Raw genomic sequence first — 18,050 nt, 5'->3', positions numbered from 1 at the left:
GCTTATCGGGAACCGCGTCAGCTCTGAACGATCATGCCGCCGTTCGGGTGGAGCACCTGGCCGCTCATATAGCTGGCATCCTCGCAAGCCAGGAACAGGAAGCTCGGCGCCACCTCATTGGGTTGGCCGAAACGCCCCATGGGGGTGTCTTCACCGAAATCGTCCATTTCTTCCGGCGGCTGACCGCCATAGGGGTTGAGCGGCGTCCAGATCGGGCCGGGCGCCACGGCGTTCACGCGAATGCCGCGGTCCATCACATTCTGGCTCAGCGAGCGCGTGAAAGCGGTGATCGCCCCCTTGGTCGAACTGTAATCGAGCAGGATCGGCTGCCCCTGATACATGGTGACGCTGGTGCAGTTCACGATCGCCGCGCCCTTTTTCATGTGCGGCAGTGCGGCCTGGGTGAGGAAGAACATGGAAAAGATGTTGGACTGGAAGGTCCGGCGCAGCTGCTCTTCCGTAATATCCTCTAGCTTGTAATCCGGATGCTGTTCGCCCGCGATGTTGATCAGCAGGTCCAGCTGGCCGAACTCATCCATCACTTGCTGAATCACGTCGCGCGCGAAATCGCTGTCGCCGAGATCACCGCGCAGGAGGATCGCCTTGCGTCCTTCTTCTTCGACGATTTTCTTGCTTCGGCGCGCGTCCTCGCTTTCCTCTTCGGCATAATAGACGATCGCGATATCGGCGCCTTCGCGCGCGAAGAGTGCGGCAACCGCGCGGCCGATGCCGCTGTCCGCGCCGGTAACGATCGCGGTCTTGCCCTTCAGCCGGTCGGAACCGGCATAACGTGGACGCCATTCCGGCTTGTCATCCATGTCCGCTTCGGAGCCCGGCATCCGGGGCTCTTCGTCGATGGGCTCGATGAACTGATGCTTGTCGCTCATGAGTGCGTGCCTTTCCTTCAGGGGTTCGGAAAGGGCAACGTCCGCCGCCTTGCGCAGTTCGCGCCGCCCGCGCATTTTTCCATTCAACATAGGTTCGGTGGGCGGGCAGTCCTACGGAGCTGCGCTTGACTTTACCGCGCCGAACGCTAATTACCCGCCCCGACTGATCGGCTCTGCCGGTCGCTCACCGTCCGAGACAGCCGGTGCCCCTGATTTGGGGGGCTTAATTTCCAGCCTAGACGGGGACAGTTGAAATTTGGGCGCGGCACCGCCGCCCCTGCCATCGCATCCCGTTCTTCGCGGCGGCGCGTGGCTCACCTTTTCCCCACGGACATATCGTAACGAGCCGGGCGGCCCGCTGCCCTGTTCGATTTTCGCGTGTGGAGAACCGGTTCCGATCGGCTCTTCATGGACAAGGAGAAAAGCATGAACCGTGCTGAAAAGACCGAGTCGGTTGAATCGCTGAACGCCACGTTCAACGATGCTGCCGTGGTCGTCGTCACGCGCAATCTGGGGCTTACGGTGGCAGCGTCCACCGAACTGCGCTCTCAGATGCGTGAAGCCGGCGCCAGCTACAAGGTCGCCAAGAACCGCCTTGCCCGTATCGCTCTCGACGGAACGCCCTACGGCCAGATCAGCGACATGCTGACCGGTCCGACGGCGCTCGCCACATCGTCGGACCCTGTCGCTGCCGCCAAGGTTGCGATCGAGTTCGCCAAAACCAACGACAAGCTTGAAATTGTCGGCGGTGCGATGGGTGAGACCTTGCTCGATGCGGACGGTGTCAAAGCCCTGGCGTCCATGCCCTCGCTCGATGAACTGCGTGGAACGATCGTCGGCCTCATCCAGGCTCCGGCAACCAAGATCGCCCGCGTCGTCGCCGAGCCGGCCGGCCAGCTGGCCCGCGTCTTCGGTGCCTATGGCGCCAAGGAAGCCGCATAAAACTACCATTGAACCAAAGCCGGCTGCCCTTCTGGCAGCGGCGTAGATAGATTAGAAAAACGGAGCGTATTGAACATGGCAGACATCGAAAAGCTCGTAGAACAGCTGAGCGAACTCACCGTCCTGGAAGCCGCCGAGCTTTCCAAGGCCCTCGAAGAGAAGTGGGGCGTGTCCGCGTCCGCAGCCGTGGCCGTTGCGGCCCCGGCAGCCGGTGGCGGTGAAGCCGCTGCTGAAGAAAAGGACGAGTTCGACGTGGTTCTCACCGGCGACGGTGGCAAGAAGATCCAGGTCATCAAGGAAGTCCGCGCCATCACCGGCCTGGGCCTCACCGATGCCAAGGCTCTCGTCGAAGGCGCGCCCAAGCCGATCAAGGAAGGCGTGAACAAGGCCGAAGCCGAAGAGATCAAGAGCAAGATCGAAGCAGCTGGCGGCACCGTCGAGCTGAAGTAATTAGCTCCGGCCTCCCGGGCCGGAACATGATTACGAAAAAGGGCGGTCTCCCCGGTGGAGACCGCCTTTTTTATTGGGCCCGCGACCCGCAAGGCGCGCCCGGCTTCGGGCACAAAAAAGGCGGCTCCCGCGGGGCCGCCTTAATAGCTTGCGAAAGCGAAGTCGCTCAGGCCAGTGGCACGGGGATGGAGTAGGTCGGCTTCTCCTTCTGTCCGCTCTCGCTCTGTTCCGCACAACCAGCAAGGCCGAGCAGAGCCCCCGCGAGCAACAAAACACCAAGTTTCGGCATGCTATTCTCCCTTAGCGCGAATATATCAAAAGATCACCCGGCTGACAATCCAACGCATCGCAAATTGCCTCCAGCGTTGAAAAACGCACAGCTTTGGCCTTGCCCGTCTTCAGGATCGACAGATTAGCAAGCGTGATTCCAACGCGGTCAGCCAATTCGGTCAGCGTCATCCGCCGCTCGTGCAGAAGATCATCGAGGCGCACTTGAATTGCCATTAGACCGTGGCCTCGATTTCCTCGCGCATGTCCGCGCCGCGCTCGAACACCCGGGCCAGCACGAACAAAAGTAAGATGAGTAGGATGCCTGTAACCGAAATGTCGAAATCGATATCGATCTTGTCTGAATAAGCGGCCGCCCACAGGCCCATCAGCCCCAGCACGACGGCACCCACTTCCATCGCCAGTGCGAGCCAAGCCATGCGCCGTAACCGCCGCGCATTTTCCCGTGCGAACGGATCGCCCTGCCCCACCGATGCAACGATGCCCTGCAGTTCGGTGAGGAAACGAATGAAAAGGAAGATCACCGCAGCCGCCCCTGCCATCACGACGCTTATCATCATCTTTATCATCGGATCGGACGAGTCTGCACCGGCCTTCAGGATCTCGCTGTCGAAATTGCCGCCATAGATCCACAGGACCGGAAGAAGGATCAGGAGCGCACCGAACGCAATCCACATCAGCGTGCGAAAGATCAGGATGATGATGGCGGCAGCCTTTAGAACACCGTCGTTCATGGGTTCGTTCATATTGTCCTCCGATAAATCACTTATTGATTTTCGATATATCTTATCTCACAGGCTGGCAAGCGGATTTATCGAATTACGATATCGTGCAGGACGTGGCTCCATCGCTTCGCTTGACAGGCGCGGGGCGTGCGGCTTCACGAAAGCTCCTCTCCCGACGCCGGAATAGATGCCGATGACCGATGCCTCCGCGACCGATAACGCCGATCTCGCCGCGCTAGTGCGGACCATTCCCGATCATCCCAAGCCCGGCATCCTGTTTCGCGATATCTCCACACTGCTTCTTGATGGCGATGGGTTCCGGCAGACGATCGATCGGCTCGCCGCGCTGGTCGAAGGGGAAGACTATGATCTGATCGCAGGGCTCGAGGCGCGCGGCTTCATCATTGCCTCGGCCCTGTCCTACGTACTGGGCCTTGGCAAAATCATGCTGCGCAAACCGGGCAAGTTGCCGGGCCAGCGCGTGGGCATCGACTATATGCTGGAATATGGCACCGATCGGATTGAAATGCATGCCGATGCCGTGCGGCCCGGCCAGCGCGTGCTGCTGGTGGATGACCTGATCGCGACTGGCGGCACGGCGCTTGCAGCGGTAGAGCTGCTGCGCGGCGCAGGCGCGGTGGTGGAGACGGCGCTGTTCGTGATCGATTTGCCCGATCTGGGCGGCGCAGCCCGGTTGCGCGAAGCGGGCATCGACGAACGGCACCTGATCGCGTTTGCGGGGGAATAAGCCAAGCACTTAGCGAATAAGTGCCGCCCTTGCCGGATTAAGGAACGCCCGGCGGCGCGGCCCGGTGAACCAATCGCGCGCCCGCCCATTGGTGGGCATATGAACCGTTACTCTCCCGATACAACCACGCCCGACGGGGCCGACTGGCAGGTCCAGACCGGCGAAGGCCCTATCATCGCCACCGCCATCCATTCCGGACATCGCATCCGTGAAGAGCTGAAGCCTTACCTTGTGATCGAGGACAAGGGCCGCCTGCGCGAGGAAGACCCTCTCACCGATTACTTCCTGACCGTGGCCGATACCAGCGTGCGCGCCAATGTCTCGCGCTTCGAATGCGATCTCAATCGCCCGCGCGATATCTGCATCACACGCGATCCGGCCAAGACCTGGGACTTGCGCATCTGGGACGACGCGCTGCCCGATGAGCTTATGGAGAAGAGCCGCGAAATTCACGATCGCTTTTACCGCGCGATGCGGCGGTTGTGCGATGATCGGATCAAGGAGCATGGCCGCATCCTGCTCCTCGACATTCACAGCTATAATTTCAAACGCGAAGGGCCGGATGGCGCGCCTGCCCCGGCCGAAAAGAACCCGGATATCGATATCGGCGCGACCACACTGAACAAGGATGTCTACGGCGATCTGCTGGATCAATTTGCCGAGACGCTGGGCAGCGTGCCGGTGAATGGCAGCGCGCCATCGGTTGGCATCAACGTCCGCTGGGAAGATGGCGGCAATTTTCCCGAATGGCTGCACAGCATCTACGGGCCGGATGCCTGTGTCATGACGCTGGAATATAAAAAGATTTTTATGGACGAATGGAGCGAAGAGGCGGACATCTTCGCGCTCCAGCATCTTCGCCAGGGATTGCTGCTCGCGGTGGAGGGTGCTCGTGCCACACTCAGGAACATGGCGGAGGCGGGCCGATGAGCGAGGCACAGGACGCGATCGAACTGCACCCGCAGACGCTGCGGATCGATGAGCATCTCGAGAAACTGGAAGACGAGATCGACTGGCTCGGCCGTCTGACGCCGACCAATATCGATGCGATTTGGACGGGCTTCAAGGACAGCGGCTTCAAGAAGGCACCGGCCTTCGAGTATGAGGCGCTGCCGGATGATCTCACCGATATGCGGCGCGAGCTTCTGTCGCTGCACTTCCATGATTTCGATAGCCCGATGTTCGAGGCGTTGTTGATCGAGAAACAGCGCGAACTGGATCGGCAGATCGAGCTCGTGCGTTTTCGCGACAGGCCCGGCTTCGTCCTGACCAGTCTGGACCTGTTCGGCAATGTGTCCGAAAGCCTGCTCGCCGCAGCGCGCACCATTCGCGATGAGGTGCCGGTGATCGATGCCGGTCCGCGCGATGCGGACGCCGACGCGGTGATCGCATGCGGCGAGGAAGAAATGGCCGCCTATCGTGAGCGGAGCTCCGACTTTCGGCAGAAGGTGGTGAAAAACCCCAATCGCGGCACGCAGCTCGTCACCATACAGGGCAATCTGCATGTCGCCTGCGATTACGAGATCGAGCGCGCGCGCATCATCCCACTCCTGGCGCATGAGATCGGCACGCACAGCGTCACCCGTCACAATGGCCGCCTGCAACCGCTCCGCGTGCTGGAATGCGGCCTCGCCGATTATGACCGGATGCAGGAAGGACTTGCCGTCCTCGCCGAATATCTGTGCGGCTACCTGCCCGCCTCCCGCCTGCGCGTGCTCGCGGCGCGCGTGGAAGCAGCGCATATGGCGGTGCTCGATTGCGAGATGCCGGAAATCTTCGCGACGCTGTACGAGGACTATAAACTCGATGAGCATAGCGCCTTTCACACCGCTTTGCGCGCCAAGCGCGGCGGCGGGCTGACCAAGGACGCGGTCTACCTGCGCGGGATCATGGAGATCATGGATTATCTCGCCAATGGCGGTGATTTCGAGATCCTGTTTGTCGGCAAGTTCGCGCTGAAGCAGCTTCACACGCTGGAGCGGCTGATCGACGAAGGACTGTTGCTGAAGCCGGATCTGCTCCCGCGCTACCTCGATGATCTCGACGCCATGAAACGCCTCGACCGTGTCCGCACGCTCGATATCACGCAGCTATATCAAGAGAGTTCCGAGTCATGAAAATAGCATTTGCCGTCAACGACGTGGCGACCGAGCAGGACAATTACACGACGATCCGCCTGGCGCGAAAGGCCAGTGCGCAAGGCCATGAGGTCGCACTGATCGGCTTGGGCGACTTTATCTACGATGCCGAGGGTTCGATCTGTGCGATGGCGACCGTTGGCCAGCAGAAGAAGTTCAAGAACGACACCAATTATCTGAAGCATCTTCACGATCCGGAAAACGCAAAGCAGCGCATTTGCGTGGAAGATTATGATGTCCTCATGCTGCGCTCCGACCCTGCCGAGGAGCTTGGCGAGCGCGACTGGGCGCCGCCCGCGGGCCTGCTATTCGCGCAGGTTGCGGCCAGCCACGGGGTGATCGTGCTGAACGATCCGGAAAATCTCACCGATGCGGTGAACAAGACCTATTTCCAGAATTTCCCCGAAGAGGTGCGCGCCGCCACCTGCATCACGCGCGAGGCGAACGAGATCAAATCCTTCCTGGAAAAGCATGACGGAAAAGGCGTCATCAAACCTTTGCAGGGATCGGGCGGCCAGGGCGTCTTCATCATCGATGAGGGCAATAAGAAGAACCTCAACCAGATCATCGAGGCTGTGACACGCGACGGCCTTGCCATCATTCAGGAATATCTCCCCGCAGCGGCCGAAGGCGATGTTCGCATGATCACCTTGAACGGACGTCCTCTGAAGGTGGACAATTGCTACGCGATCATGCGCCGCTTTTCGCAGAGTGAGGACATGCGCTCCAACATTTCGGCCGGCGGCGGCGTGGAGATGATCGAGCCGACCGACGACATGCTGAAAGTTGCCGAGATCGTCGGCCCCAAGCTGATCGACGACGGCATGTACCTCGCCGGGCTCGATATCGCGGGCGACAAGATGATGGAAGTAAACGTCGATACGCCGGGCGGCCTCAGCTATATCGAAGACCTGACCGACGTGGACTTTTCAAAGGTCATCATCGAAGATCTGGCCCGTAAGGTGCGCCTGCAGAAACAATATGGCGGCAAGCTGACCAACCGGCAGCTTGCGGTGATCTGACGCGGCAACGCGCTTCCTGCCCACAGAAAAACCGCCGCCCCAGCTCGTGCCGAGGCGGCGGTTTTTTTCGGCATTGCGAAGCGTTATTTTCCGAGTTTGGTTTTCAGCTCGTCGATCCGCTCGGAAGCTTCGGCCTTGGTCATGCCCTTTTCGGGCAGCTCAACGCCAGCCTCCTCGCACAGCGTGGTCAGGTAGCTTTTCTGCGCGCCCGTCATAGGCTCATCACCGGTCACCCAGTTTTCCGGATCTTTCTCGGCATTGTCTGCTGGATGATCCTCCAATTTCGGATTTTCGATATGATCGGTCATTTCTTGGCCTTTCGTTTTCCGTTTGTTCTTCCCAACCCTATGAGCGCCATTCGGTTCCCGGCCAGCTTGACCAAATGGCTCCACTGCCCTATATCCAAGCTCAACCGCCCCGATCGGGACAGGTCGCCGTCGCGCAGCGCACCTCAAGAATTGATCGGTCGGTTCTACCGATGCGTTAGAAACAGCTGCAGGCCTCCTTCCGGGGAGTAAGCCGTGCGGCCTTTTCGCGTATTCGGCCCCAGCGCTTCGAGACATTTATTGCGGCTCAACGAGGCACAAACCGACATGGCAACCAAGCTTTCCGACACGATGGTCGATGTTCCCACGCGCAAGAAGCGCATCCGGAAGATCTTCGGCGATATTCACGAAGTCATCCAGATGCCGAACCTGATCGAGGTTCAGCGCGAGAGCTATGAGCAGTTCCTGCGCTCCGATCCGTCCATCGATTATGTGTCGGGCCTGGAAAAGACGCTGCGCAGCGTCTTCCCGATCCGCGATTTCGCCGGAACGTCCGAGCTCGATTTCGTGCATTACGAGCTGGAAGACCCCAAGTTCGACGTCGAGGAATGCCGCCAGCGTGGCATCACCTATGCCGCGCCGATGAAGGTGACGCTGCGCCTCATCGTGTTCGAGGTCGATCCCGACACCGAAGCCCGCTCCGTGCTCGATATCAAGGAGCAGGACGTTTACATGGGCGACATGCCGCTCATGACGTCGAACGGCACCTTCTTCATCAACGGTACCGAGCGCGTCATCGTTTCGCAGATGCACCGTTCGCCGGGCGTCCTGTTCGATCATGACCGCGGCAAGACCCACTCGTCCGGCAAGTTCCTGTTTGCCGCACGCGTGATCCCCTATCGCGGTTCGTGGCTCGATTTCGAATTCGACGCCAAGGACATCGTCAACGTCCGTATCGACCGTAAGCGCAAGCTGCCGGTGACGACGCTGCTCTATGCCCTCGGCATGGACGACGAGCAGATTCTGGGTCATTTCTACGACCGCGTGACGTTCGAGCGTGCCAAGGACGGCTGGAAGATCCCGTTCGTTGCCGAAGCATGGCGCGGCCAGAAGCCGGCGTTCGACATCGTCGACGCGAAATCCGGCGAAGTCGTGTTCGCCGCCGGTCAGAAGATCACGCCGCGCGCCGCCAAGAAGGCGCAGAATGACGGCATGGAAGAGCTGCTGATCCCGACCGAGGAAATCTTCGGCCGCTACAGCGCGTTCGATCTGATCAACGAGAAGACGGGTGAAATCTACATCGAAGCGGGCGACGAAGTCACCGCGGAGAATCTGGAAAAGCTCGACGACGCCAAGATCAAGACGCTCGAACTGCTCGACATCGATCATTTCAGCACCGGCGCCTGGATCCGCAACACGCTGAAGGCCGACAAGGCCGAGAACCGCGACATGGGTCTCGACGCGATCTACCGCGTCATGCGCCCCGGCGAGCCGCCGACCCGCGAGACCGCCGATGCGCTGTTCGAAGGCCTGTTCTTCGATCCCGAGCGTTACGACCTGTCGGCCGTGGGCCGCGTGAAGCTGAACATGCGCCTCGACCTCGATGCCGAGGATACGGTCACGACGCTGCGTACCGAGGACATCCTCGCCGTGGTGAAGGAACTGGTCGACCTGAAGGACGGCAAGGGCGAGATTGACGATATCGACAATCTCGGCAATCGCCGCGTGCGTTCGGTGGGCGAGCTGCTGGAAAACCAATACCGCGTTGGCCTGCTGCGCATGGAGCGCGCCGTGAAGGAGCGCATGAGCTCGGTCGACGTGTCGACCGTGATGCCGAACGACCTCATCAACGCCAAGCCCGCTGTGGCTGCCGTGCGTGAGTTCTTCGGTTCCTCGCAGCTCTCGCAGTTCATGGACCAGACCAACCCGCTGTCGGAAGTCACCCATAAGCGCCGCGTTTCGGCCCTTGGGCCGGGCGGTCTGACGCGTGAGCGCGCGGGCTTCGAAGTCCGCGACGTTCACCCGACGCATTATGGCCGCATCTGCCCGATCGAGACGCCGGAAGGCCCGAACATCGGCCTGATCAACTCGCTCGCCTCGTTCAGCCGCGTCAACAAATACGGCTTCATCGAGACGCCTTACCGCCTCGTGAAGGACGGCAAGGTCACCAGCGAAGTGGTCTATCTCTCCGCGATGGAAGAGCAGAAGCACACGGTGGCGCAGGCCAATGCCGAGCTGACCGAAGACGGTGCGTTCGTCGAGGATATCGTCTCCAGCCGTCAGGCGGGCGAATTCCTGATGGCGCCGCGCGACATCATCACGTTGATGGACGTCAGCCCCAAGCAGCTGGTGTCGGTCGGTGCGTCGCTGATTCCGTTCCTGGAAAACGATGACGCCAACCGCGCGCTGATGGGCGCCAACATGCAGCGTCAGGCCGTGCCGCTGGTGCGCGCCGAGGCGCCGCTGGTCGGCACCGGCATGGAAGCCACCGTGGCCCGGGATTCGGGCGCGGCGATCGGCGCGAAGCGCGCCGGTATCGTCGATCAGGTGGATGCCACCCGTATCGTGATCCGCGTGACGGGCGAGGTCGAAGCCGGCAAGTCCGGCGTGGACATCTACCGTCTGCAGAAGTTCCAGCGTTCGAACCAGAACACCTGCATCAACCAGCGCCCGCTGGTGAAGGTGGGCGAGCATGTGGCCGCCGGTGACATCATCGCCGACGGTCCCTCGACCGAGCTGGGTGAGCTGGCGCTCGGCAAGAACAGCCTCGTCGCGTTCATGCCCTGGAACGGCTACAACTACGAGGACTCGATCCTGATCTCCGAGCGTATCGTGAAGGACGATGTGTTCACCTCGATCCATATCGAGGAATTCGAGATCATGGCCCGCGATACGAAGCTTGGGCCGGAAGACATCACCCGCGACATCCCCAATGTGGGCGAGGAAGCGCTGCGCAACCTCGACGAAGCGGGCATCGTCTATATCGGCGCCGAAGTGCATCCGGGCGATATCCTGTGTGGCAAGATCACGCCGAAGGGCGAAAGCCCGATGACGCCGGAAGAAAAGCTTCTGCGCGCCATCTTCGGTGAGAAGGCGTCCGACGTGCGTGACACCTCGCTGCGTCTGCCGCCCGGCGTTGCCGGCACGGTGGTCGAGGTTCGCGTGTTCAACCGTCACGGCATCGACAAGGACGAACGCGCCCTGGCGATCGAGCGTGAGGAAATCGAACGCCTTGCGAAGGACCGCGAGGACGAACGCGCCATTCTGAACCGCGCCACCTACAACCGGCTTCGCGAGATGCTGGTCGGCCAGACCGCCACCGCAGCGCCCAAGGGCGTGAAGAAGGGCAGCGAGCTGACCGAAGAGCTTCTGGAAGAGACCGAGAAGCACGAATGGTGGAAGTTCGCCGTTGCCGACGACAAGGTCCAGTCGGACCTCGAAGCGGTGAAGGCGCAGTATGACGAAGCGGTGAAGCTGATCGTCGAGAAGTTCGAGGACCGGCGCGAGAAGCTGGAGCGCGGCGACGAGCTGGCTCCCGGCGTGCTCAAGATGGTCAAGGTCTTCGTGGCGGTGAAGCGCAAGCTGCAGCCGGGCGACAAGATGGCCGGCCGTCACGGCAACAAGGGCGTCATCAGCCGCATCCTGCCGATCGAGGACATGCCGTTCCTCGAAGACGGGACGCATGCCGATATCGTGCTGAATCCGCTGGGCGTGCCTTCGCGCATGAACGTCGGACAGATCTTCGAGACGCATCTGGGCTGGGCCGCACGCGGTCTGGGGCAGCAGATCCAGCAGGATCTGGACGCCTGGCGCCATGCCAACCCCAATCCGGAAGCGGGCTCCCCGCCCGAGGCGATCCGTGAGCGTCTGCTCACCGCTTATGGCGAGGATTACCACGAGGAGATCAAGGCGCGTTCGGATGCCGAGATCATCGATCTGGCCGAGCACACCACCTTCGGCGTTCCCATGGGCACCCCGGTGTTCGACGGTGCGCGCGAGGCGGACGTGTCCGAAATGCTGGAGCGCGCCGGGCTCGATACCTCGGGCCAGGTCACGCTCTACGACGGACGCACAGGCGATCGTTTCCACCGCAAGGTGACCGTCGGCTACATCTACATGCTGAAGCTGCACCACCTGGTGGACGACAAGATCCACGCCCGTTCCATCGGGCCGTACAGCCTCGTTACCCAGCAGCCGCTGGGCGGTAAGGCGCAGTTCGGCGGCCAGCGCTTCGGTGAGATGGAGGTCTGGGCGCTCCAGGCCTACGGCGCCGCCTACACGCTGCAGGAAATGCTGACGGTGAAGTCGGACGACGTGATCGGCCGCACCAAGGTCTACGAGGCGATCGTCAAGGGCGACGACACCTTCGAGGCGGGCATTCCGGAAAGCTTCAACGTGCTCGTGAAGGAAATGCGCTCGCTCGGCCTCAACGTCGATCTGCGCAGCTACGACAGCGAAGACGGCGAGGACGGTCCGGACGCGCTTCCGCAGGCGGCCGAATAAGGGTCGGGGCGGCCACGCGGCCGCCCTCCCCAACCGACCCTGACAGTATCTGAATGGGCCTATCGGTCCAAAGAGGAACAAAAATGAACGAACTGAGCAAATTCAACAATCCGGTCGCCAAACCCGAAACGTTCGACGAGATCCAGATCGGTCTCGCGAGCCCCGAGCGCATCCGCAGCTGGTCCTTCGGCGAGATCAAGAAGCCGGAGACGATCAACTATCGTACGTTCAAGCCCGAGCGTGACGGCCTGTTCTGCGCCCGGATCTTCGGTCCGGTGAAGGATTATGAGTGCCTGTGCGGCAAGTACAAGCGCATGAAGTACAAGGGCATCGTCTGCGAAAAGTGCGGCGTCGAGGTGACCGTCACCAAGGTCCGCCGCGAGCGTATGGGCCATATCGAGCTGGCCGCGCCGGTTGCGCATATCTGGTTCCTGAAGAGCCTGCCGAGCCGCATCGGCCTGCTGCTCGACATGCAGCTGAAGCAGCTCGAGCGCATCCTATACTTCGAAAACTATGTCGTGATCGAGCCGGGCCTCACCGCACTGGAGAAGTTCCAGCTGCTCACCGAAGACGAGCTGCTCGAAGCGCAGGACGAATATGGCGAAGACGCCTTTTCCGCCGGCATCGGCGCGGAAGCGGTCAAGATCATGCTCATGGATCTCGATCTGGAACGTGAGCGCGACGATCTGATGGAAGAGCTGGAGACGACCAAGTCCACGCTCAAGCCCAAGAAGATCATCAAGCGCCTGAAGGTCGTCGAGAGCTTCATCGATTCCGGCAACCGCCCGGAATGGATGATCCTGGAAGTCGTGCCGGTCATTCCGCCGGAACTTCGCCCGCTGGTGCCGCTGGACGGTGGCCGCTTCGCGACGTCGGATCTGAACGATCTCTATCGCCGCGTGATCAACCGCAACAACCGCCTAAAGCGCCTCATCGAGCTGCGCGCACCGGACATCATCGTGCGCAACGAAAAGCGCATGCTGCAGGAATCGGTCGACGCATTGTTCGATAATGGCCGTCGCGGGCGCACGATCACGGGTGCCAACAAGCGTCCCCTGAAGTCGCTCAGCGACATGCTGAAGGGCAAGCAGGGCCGCTTCCGTCAGAACCTTCTCGGTAAGCGCGTCGACTATTCGGGCCGTTCGGTCATCGTGACCGGGCCGGAACTCAAGCTGCACCAGTGCGGCCTGCCCAAGAAGATGGCGCTCGAGCTGTTCAAGCCGTTCATCTACGCCCGTCTCGATGCCAAGGGTCTCTCCATGACGCTGAAGCAGGCGAAGAAGTGGGTCGAGAAGGAGCGCAAGGAAGTCTGGGACATCCTGGACGAGGTGATCCGCGAGCATCCCGTGATGCTGAACCGCGCGCCGACGCTCCACCGTCTTGGCATCCAGGCGTTCGAGCCCGTGCTGATCGAGGGCAAGGCGATCCAGCTGCACCCGCTCGTCTGCTCGGCCTTCAACGCCGACTTCGACGGTGACCAGATGGCCGTGCACGTTCCGCTGAGCCTCGAGGCGCAGCTGGAAGCGCGCGTGCTGATGATGAGCACCAACAACATCCTGTCGCCCGCCAACGGCAAGCCGATCATCGTTCCTTCACAGGACATGATCCTGGGTCTCTACTACCTCTCGATGGACCGTGAGGGTGAGCCCGGCGAAGGTATGATGCTGTCCGACATGGCGGAGGTGCATCAGGCACTGGAAGTGGGCGCCGTGTCGCTGCACTCCAAGATCGTCAGCCGCGTTCCGCAGGCCGATGAGAACGGCAAGCAGTATATGAAGCGCGTCGAAACGACGCCGGGCCGTATGCTGCTGGCCGAATGTCTGCCGCAGAGCCACAAGGTGCCCTTCGAGCTGGTCAACCGCCTGCTCACCAAGAAGGAAATCGGCGATGTGATCGATCAGGTCTATCGTCACACCGGCCAGAAGGACACGGTGCTGTTCGCCGACGCCATCATGACGCTGGGCTTCCGCAACGCGTTCAAGGCCGGCATCTCCTTCGGCAAGGACGACATGATCATTCCGGAAGAGAAGATTCAGCTGGTCGAGGACGCGCGGGCCACCGTGGCGGACTATGAGCAGCAGTATCAGGACGGTCTGATCACGCAGCAGGAAAAGTACAACAAGGTTATCGACTGCTGGAGCCGTTGCGGCGACCAGGTGGCGAACGCCATGATGGAGAAGCTGAAGGCCACGCCGAAGGACGAGAATGGCCGCGAAGCCGAAGTGAACGCCATCTACATGATGAGCCACTCCGGTGCCCGTGGTAGCCCGGCCCAGATGAAGCAGCTTGCCGGTATGCGCGGCCTGATGGCCAAGCCGAGCGGCGAGATCATCGAGACGCCGATCATCTCGAACTTCAAGGAAGGCCTGACCGTCCTTGAGTACTTCAACTCCACCCACGGCGCCCGTAAGGGTCTGGCCGACACGGCTCTGAAGACGGCGAACTCCGGTTACCTGACCCGCCGTCTGGTCGACGTCAGCCAGGATTGCACCATCGTCGAGGAAGATTGCGGCACCGAGCGTCTGCTCGAAATGCGCGCGATCATCCAGGGCGGCTCCACCATCGCCTCGCTCGGCGAGCGCGTGCTGGGTCGTACCATCGGCGAAGACATCGTCGAGGACGGTGAGGTCATCTACAAGACCGGCACCATGCTGGACGAGTATGCCGTCGCCAAGCTGGAGGAGATGGGCCTGCAGTCGCTGAAGATCCGCAGCCCGCTGGTCTGCGAATCCAAGGTCGGCGTGTGCGGCAAGTGCTACGGGCGCGATCTCGCCCGCGGTACGCCGGTGAACATCGGCGAGGCGGTCGGCGTGATTGCCGCCCAGTCAATCGGTGAGCCCGGCACCCAGCTGACGATGCGGACGTTCCACATCGGCGGCGCAGCGCAGCTCAACGAGCAGTCCAACCTCGAAGCCAGCCATGAAGGCGTGATCGAACTGCGCGACCTGCCGACGATCGTCGACAAGCGTGGCCGCCGTCTGGCGATGAGCCGCTCCGGCGAGCTGGTCATCACGGACAAGGAAGGCCGCGAGCTGGCCGTCCACCGCATCGCTTATGGTACGGTGCTGGATGTCGACAATGGCGACAGCGTGAAGCCTGGCGACAAGCTCGCCCAGTGGGATCCGTTCACCCAGCCGGTGATCACGGAAAAGCCGGGCATGGTGAAGTTCCAGGATCTGGTCGACAACAAGACGCTGACCGAGCAGACCGACGAAGCGACGGGTATCGCCCAGCGCGTCGTCACCGAATATCGCGAAACCGGCCGTGGCAAGAAGGAGGACCTGCGTCCTCGCCTGACGCTGCTGGACGAGGATTCGGGCGAAGCTGCGAAGTACCTCCTCGGCCCCGGCACCATGCTGTCGGTCGAAGACGGTCAGCAGGTGGAAGCGGGCGACGTGCTGGCGCGTGTCAGCCGCGAAGCTGCCAAGACGCGCGACATCACCGGCGGTCTGCCGCGTGTTGCCGAGCTGTTCGAGGCGCGCATCCCGAAGGATGTGTCGATCATCGCCAAGATCTCCGGCAAGGTCGAGTTCGTTCGCGACTACAAGGCCAAGCGCAAGATCGCGATCGTTCCGGAAGAGGGCGATCCGGTCGAGTATCTGATCCCCAAGACCAAGGTGCTGGACGTTCAGGAAGGCGATTTCGTCCGCAAGGGCGATAACCTGATCGGCGGTTCTCCGAACCCGCACGACATCCTGGAAGTCATGGGCGTCGAGGCGCTGGCCGAGTTCCTGGTTAGCGAGATCCAGGAAGTCTATCGACTGCAGGGCGTGAAGATCAACGACAAGCACATCGAGACGATCGTTCGTCAGATGCTGCAGAAGGTTGAGATCACCGTCGGCGGCGACACCACTCTCCTTCCCGGAGAGCAGGTCGACCGTGAGGAGATGGACGCGATCAACGCCAAGCTGGGCAAGAACAAGACGCCTGCGGAAGGCAAGCCGGTGCTGCTCGGCATCACCAAGGCCTCGCTGCAGACGCGCTCGTTCATCTCGGCCGCTTCGTTCCAGGAAACCACGCGCGTGCTCACGCAGGCCGCGGTCGAAGGAAAGAAGGACGTGCTGACGGGCCTCAAGGAGAATGTGATCGTGGGCCGCCTCATCCCCGCCGGTACCGGCGCGGCGATGAACCGCGTGCGCATTGCGGCCAACAGCCGCGATACGGCGCTACGTGCCCAGCAGCGCAAGATCCAGGAAGAGCTCATCGCCGCGCAGACTGCCGCCGAAGAGCATGAGGCCGAACTGAAGCAGGACGCGGACGCCGCTGTGGCGACTAGCGATCCGCTCGGTGAAGTCGTCACCGACAGCGCTGGCGAAGGCCCGGCTCCGGAATAAGCTTCCCAAGCTTTTCGGTTCGAAAAAGAAAAAGCCCGCCGGAGACGCTCCGGCGGGCTTTTTCATTGGTTGGCTGAGCCTTGAAGCTATCGGCTTGTGTCGTTCGCGCTCTCGATCCGCCGATAATGGTCGGCAATTTCCCCCGCGGTGGTCCACCAGATGCCGTCGTCCGTACGTTCGCGCAGCCTTGTCAACACATCGCGAAGGGCCGGAAGGCGGTGTGCCTGGCCCATCACATAGGGATGCAGCGCTATGCCCAGCGCCACCGGATGTTTCCGGCCGTCGACCAATAGCTGCTCGACCGCGCGCTCGATCATTGTGGCAAAGCCTTCCGCCTCCTGCTGGCGCGCGACGATCGCCGGAATGTCGTTGATCTCCTGCGAATAGGGCACCGACAGGATGGGCCGGGACCGCGTCTCGAACCAGACCGGCTGATCGTCATGCGCCCAGTCCAGCAGATAGTCGTAGCCCGCCTCCGCGAGCAGATCGGGCGTATGCTCGCTTTGCGATATCCATGGGCCGAGCCAACCGCGCGGTCTTGCGCCCATCGAGGCGAGCGCTTGCGTCGTCCGCTCGATCATCGCGCGTTCTGCCGCTTCGTTCATCGCCCCCTGCGCTTCGGCATTGGTCATGCCGTGCGCGGCGATCTCGTCCCCCCGGTCGCGACACGCTTCCACCAGCCGCGGGCAACGCTCGACCAGTTCGGCGTTCACGAGCGCGGTGGCCTTCAGGTCCAGCTCGTCGAAGAGATCGAACATGCGCCACGCGCCCACCCGATTTCCGTAATCGCGCCAGGCGTAGTTCATCACATCAGGCTCGGTCTGAGAGGGCGCCAGCGTCGCACCCAGCCCGTCGCCGAAGTGGAAGACTTCGTGGTTTACGCCGATGTAGAGCGCGACACGGCGTCCATCGGGCCAATCGAACGAAGGGCGATCGACGATTGCACTATAGGGATACCGGTGATGTTGAGGTTTCATGGCGCTGCGAACGCGCAGCCGCCGGAAACGTGCCCGGGGCGATCAGGCGACTAGGCTTCGTCGCCCGGCGTCACGTTTTGAATCAACAAAAGCACGGTGCCGAACACCAGCGTCACGGTACCCACCAGCAGACCCGCGAGGAAGATCACCAGCGTGTAGATCACGGTGTAAAGGATCGGATACCATTGCGCAGGCACCTTCTCGAACTGGCCGATCGGCAGCGTCAGCACCAGGAGCAGGATCACCGATCCCGCCAGCGACAGCGTGCTGAACAGCGCAATATTCTTGATCCGCTTGTACACCGAACGGTCGAACTCGGTATCGAGACGCATCATGAAACCGACGAGCGTGAGCATCAAAGCCAGGGTGGTGCCCGAGCTGGTGGCCATGGCACTGCCCAGATAGAGGGCTGAACCGCGCAGCGTTTCGATCATATCGAGCGCTTTGGCGCTGGAATAGATGAGGCCATTGGCCCAATAGCCGAGCCCGCCGAACAGAAAAATACTGACGCTAGCGATTAGCGCCTTGCGTTCCGGTGTCATTGCTGAAGCCTTTCTACTGGACGGTGGCGCGGTCTGGCCTGACAGCAGCGCGCAGTAGTAACGACAGGTTCCGTTTAAAGAAAGGTCCGCTGCTATAGCGCCCGGCTGATCCCTATTATCTTCTTATGGCTCGCCTTCTGCTGCACGCGGCGACGGCGCGCATCGATGGGCGCCCAAGGACTGCTTTGCGGAGGTTGCTGCACATTCAGCGATGCCGCGCTAGAAGGC

Annotated in this window: 15 protein-coding genes; 8 read left to right on the top strand and 7 right to left on the bottom strand. The window is 61.5% G+C overall.

Features of this window, described 5'->3' with window-relative positions:
* Positions 1-17 precede the first annotated feature (17 nt).
* On the bottom strand, positions 18-887 hold the full coding sequence (locus tag H7X45_RS14235; RefSeq protein WP_187335431.1) for an SDR family oxidoreductase: 870 nt from the start codon (positions 885-887) through the stop codon (positions 18-20).
* A gap of 426 nt (positions 888-1,313) precedes the next feature.
* Between H7X45_RS14235 and rplJ the strand changes: the two genes are divergently transcribed.
* Positions 1,314-1,829 (top strand): 50S ribosomal protein L10, encoded by a 516-nt coding sequence (rplJ, locus tag H7X45_RS14230; RefSeq protein WP_187335430.1) that lies wholly within the window; start codon positions 1,314-1,316, stop codon positions 1,827-1,829.
* 75 nt (positions 1,830-1,904) lie between these two features.
* On the top strand, positions 1,905-2,279 hold the full coding sequence (gene rplL, locus H7X45_RS14225) for a 50S ribosomal protein L7/L12 (protein WP_187335429.1): 375 nt from the start codon (positions 1,905-1,907) through the stop codon (positions 2,277-2,279).
* Positions 2,280-2,445: 166 nt separating this feature from the next.
* Here the strand turns inward: rplL and H7X45_RS15290 are convergent, their stop codons facing one another.
* From H7X45_RS15290 to H7X45_RS14215, 3 genes are read right to left on the bottom strand one after another with little or no spacing between them, the layout of a single operon-like run.
* Complete coding sequence (locus tag H7X45_RS15290; RefSeq protein WP_281385177.1) at positions 2,446-2,568, bottom strand: hypothetical protein; 123 nt, start codon at positions 2,566-2,568, stop codon at positions 2,446-2,448.
* A gap of 11 nt (positions 2,569-2,579) precedes the next feature.
* Positions 2,580-2,783 carry a helix-turn-helix domain-containing protein gene (locus H7X45_RS14220; protein ID WP_187335428.1) on the bottom strand — a complete coding sequence of 68 codons (204 nt, stop codon included), beginning with the start codon at positions 2,781-2,783 and terminating at the stop codon, positions 2,580-2,582.
* Complete coding sequence (locus H7X45_RS14215) at positions 2,783-3,313, bottom strand: DUF2975 domain-containing protein (RefSeq protein WP_187335427.1); 531 nt, start codon at positions 3,311-3,313, stop codon at positions 2,783-2,785. Before H7X45_RS14215 ends, H7X45_RS14220 begins: the two co-directional genes overlap by 1 nt.
* A gap of 172 nt (positions 3,314-3,485) precedes the next feature.
* Here H7X45_RS14215 and H7X45_RS14210 point away from each other — a divergent pair, with 172 nt between their 5' ends.
* From H7X45_RS14210 to H7X45_RS14195, 4 genes are all read left to right on the top strand, one after another.
* Positions 3,486-4,040, top strand: a complete 555-nt coding sequence (locus H7X45_RS14210; RefSeq protein WP_187335426.1) for an adenine phosphoribosyltransferase — start codon at positions 3,486-3,488, stop codon at positions 4,038-4,040.
* Positions 4,041-4,139: 99 nt separating this feature from the next.
* On the top strand, positions 4,140-4,970 hold the full coding sequence (locus H7X45_RS14205) for an N-formylglutamate amidohydrolase (protein WP_187335425.1): 831 nt from the start codon (positions 4,140-4,142) through the stop codon (positions 4,968-4,970).
* Positions 4,967-6,157: a tyrosine/phenylalanine carboxypeptidase domain-containing protein gene (locus tag H7X45_RS14200; RefSeq protein ID WP_187335424.1), complete on the top strand. Its 1,191-nt coding sequence runs from the start codon at positions 4,967-4,969 to the stop codon at positions 6,155-6,157. The genes H7X45_RS14205 and H7X45_RS14200 overlap by 4 nt, the downstream gene beginning before the upstream one ends.
* Entirely contained in the window at positions 6,154-7,200 is a 1,047-nt protein-coding gene (locus H7X45_RS14195; RefSeq protein ID WP_187335423.1) for an ATP-grasp domain-containing protein, read from the top strand. Before H7X45_RS14200 ends, H7X45_RS14195 begins: the two co-directional genes overlap by 4 nt.
* Before the next feature lie 83 nt (positions 7,201-7,283).
* Here H7X45_RS14195 and H7X45_RS14190 read toward each other — a convergent pair whose 3' ends face one another.
* Positions 7,284-7,508 carry a DUF3072 domain-containing protein gene (locus tag H7X45_RS14190; protein ID WP_187335422.1) on the bottom strand — a complete coding sequence of 75 codons (225 nt, stop codon included), beginning with the start codon at positions 7,506-7,508 and terminating at the stop codon, positions 7,284-7,286.
* 285 nt (positions 7,509-7,793) lie between these two features.
* Here H7X45_RS14190 and rpoB point away from each other — a divergent pair, with 285 nt between their 5' ends.
* Positions 7,794-11,969, top strand: coding sequence for a DNA-directed RNA polymerase subunit beta (gene rpoB / locus H7X45_RS14185; protein WP_246449480.1), 4,176 nt, complete (start codon positions 7,794-7,796; stop codon positions 11,967-11,969).
* Positions 11,970-12,052: 83 nt separating this feature from the next.
* Entirely contained in the window at positions 12,053-16,303 is a 4,251-nt protein-coding gene (rpoC, locus tag H7X45_RS14180; RefSeq protein ID WP_187335421.1) for a DNA-directed RNA polymerase subunit beta', read from the top strand.
* 86 nt (positions 16,304-16,389) lie between these two features.
* Here the strand turns inward: rpoC and H7X45_RS14175 are convergent, their stop codons facing one another.
* Positions 16,390-17,280, bottom strand: coding sequence for a polysaccharide deacetylase family protein (locus H7X45_RS14175; protein WP_187335420.1), 891 nt, complete (start codon positions 17,278-17,280; stop codon positions 16,390-16,392).
* Positions 17,281-17,330: 50 nt separating this feature from the next.
* Positions 17,331-17,822: a hypothetical protein gene (locus tag H7X45_RS14170; protein WP_187335419.1), complete on the bottom strand. Its 492-nt coding sequence runs from the start codon at positions 17,820-17,822 to the stop codon at positions 17,331-17,333.
* Positions 17,823-18,050: the final 228 nt, after the last annotated feature.

The sequence above is a fragment of the Novosphingopyxis iocasae genome (assembly GCF_014334095.1).
Lineage (GTDB): Bacteria > Pseudomonadota > Alphaproteobacteria > Sphingomonadales > Sphingomonadaceae > Novosphingopyxis > Novosphingopyxis iocasae.
The sequence above is the reverse complement of the archived record's forward strand: the minus strand, read 5'-3'. Positions and strand labels throughout refer to the sequence as shown.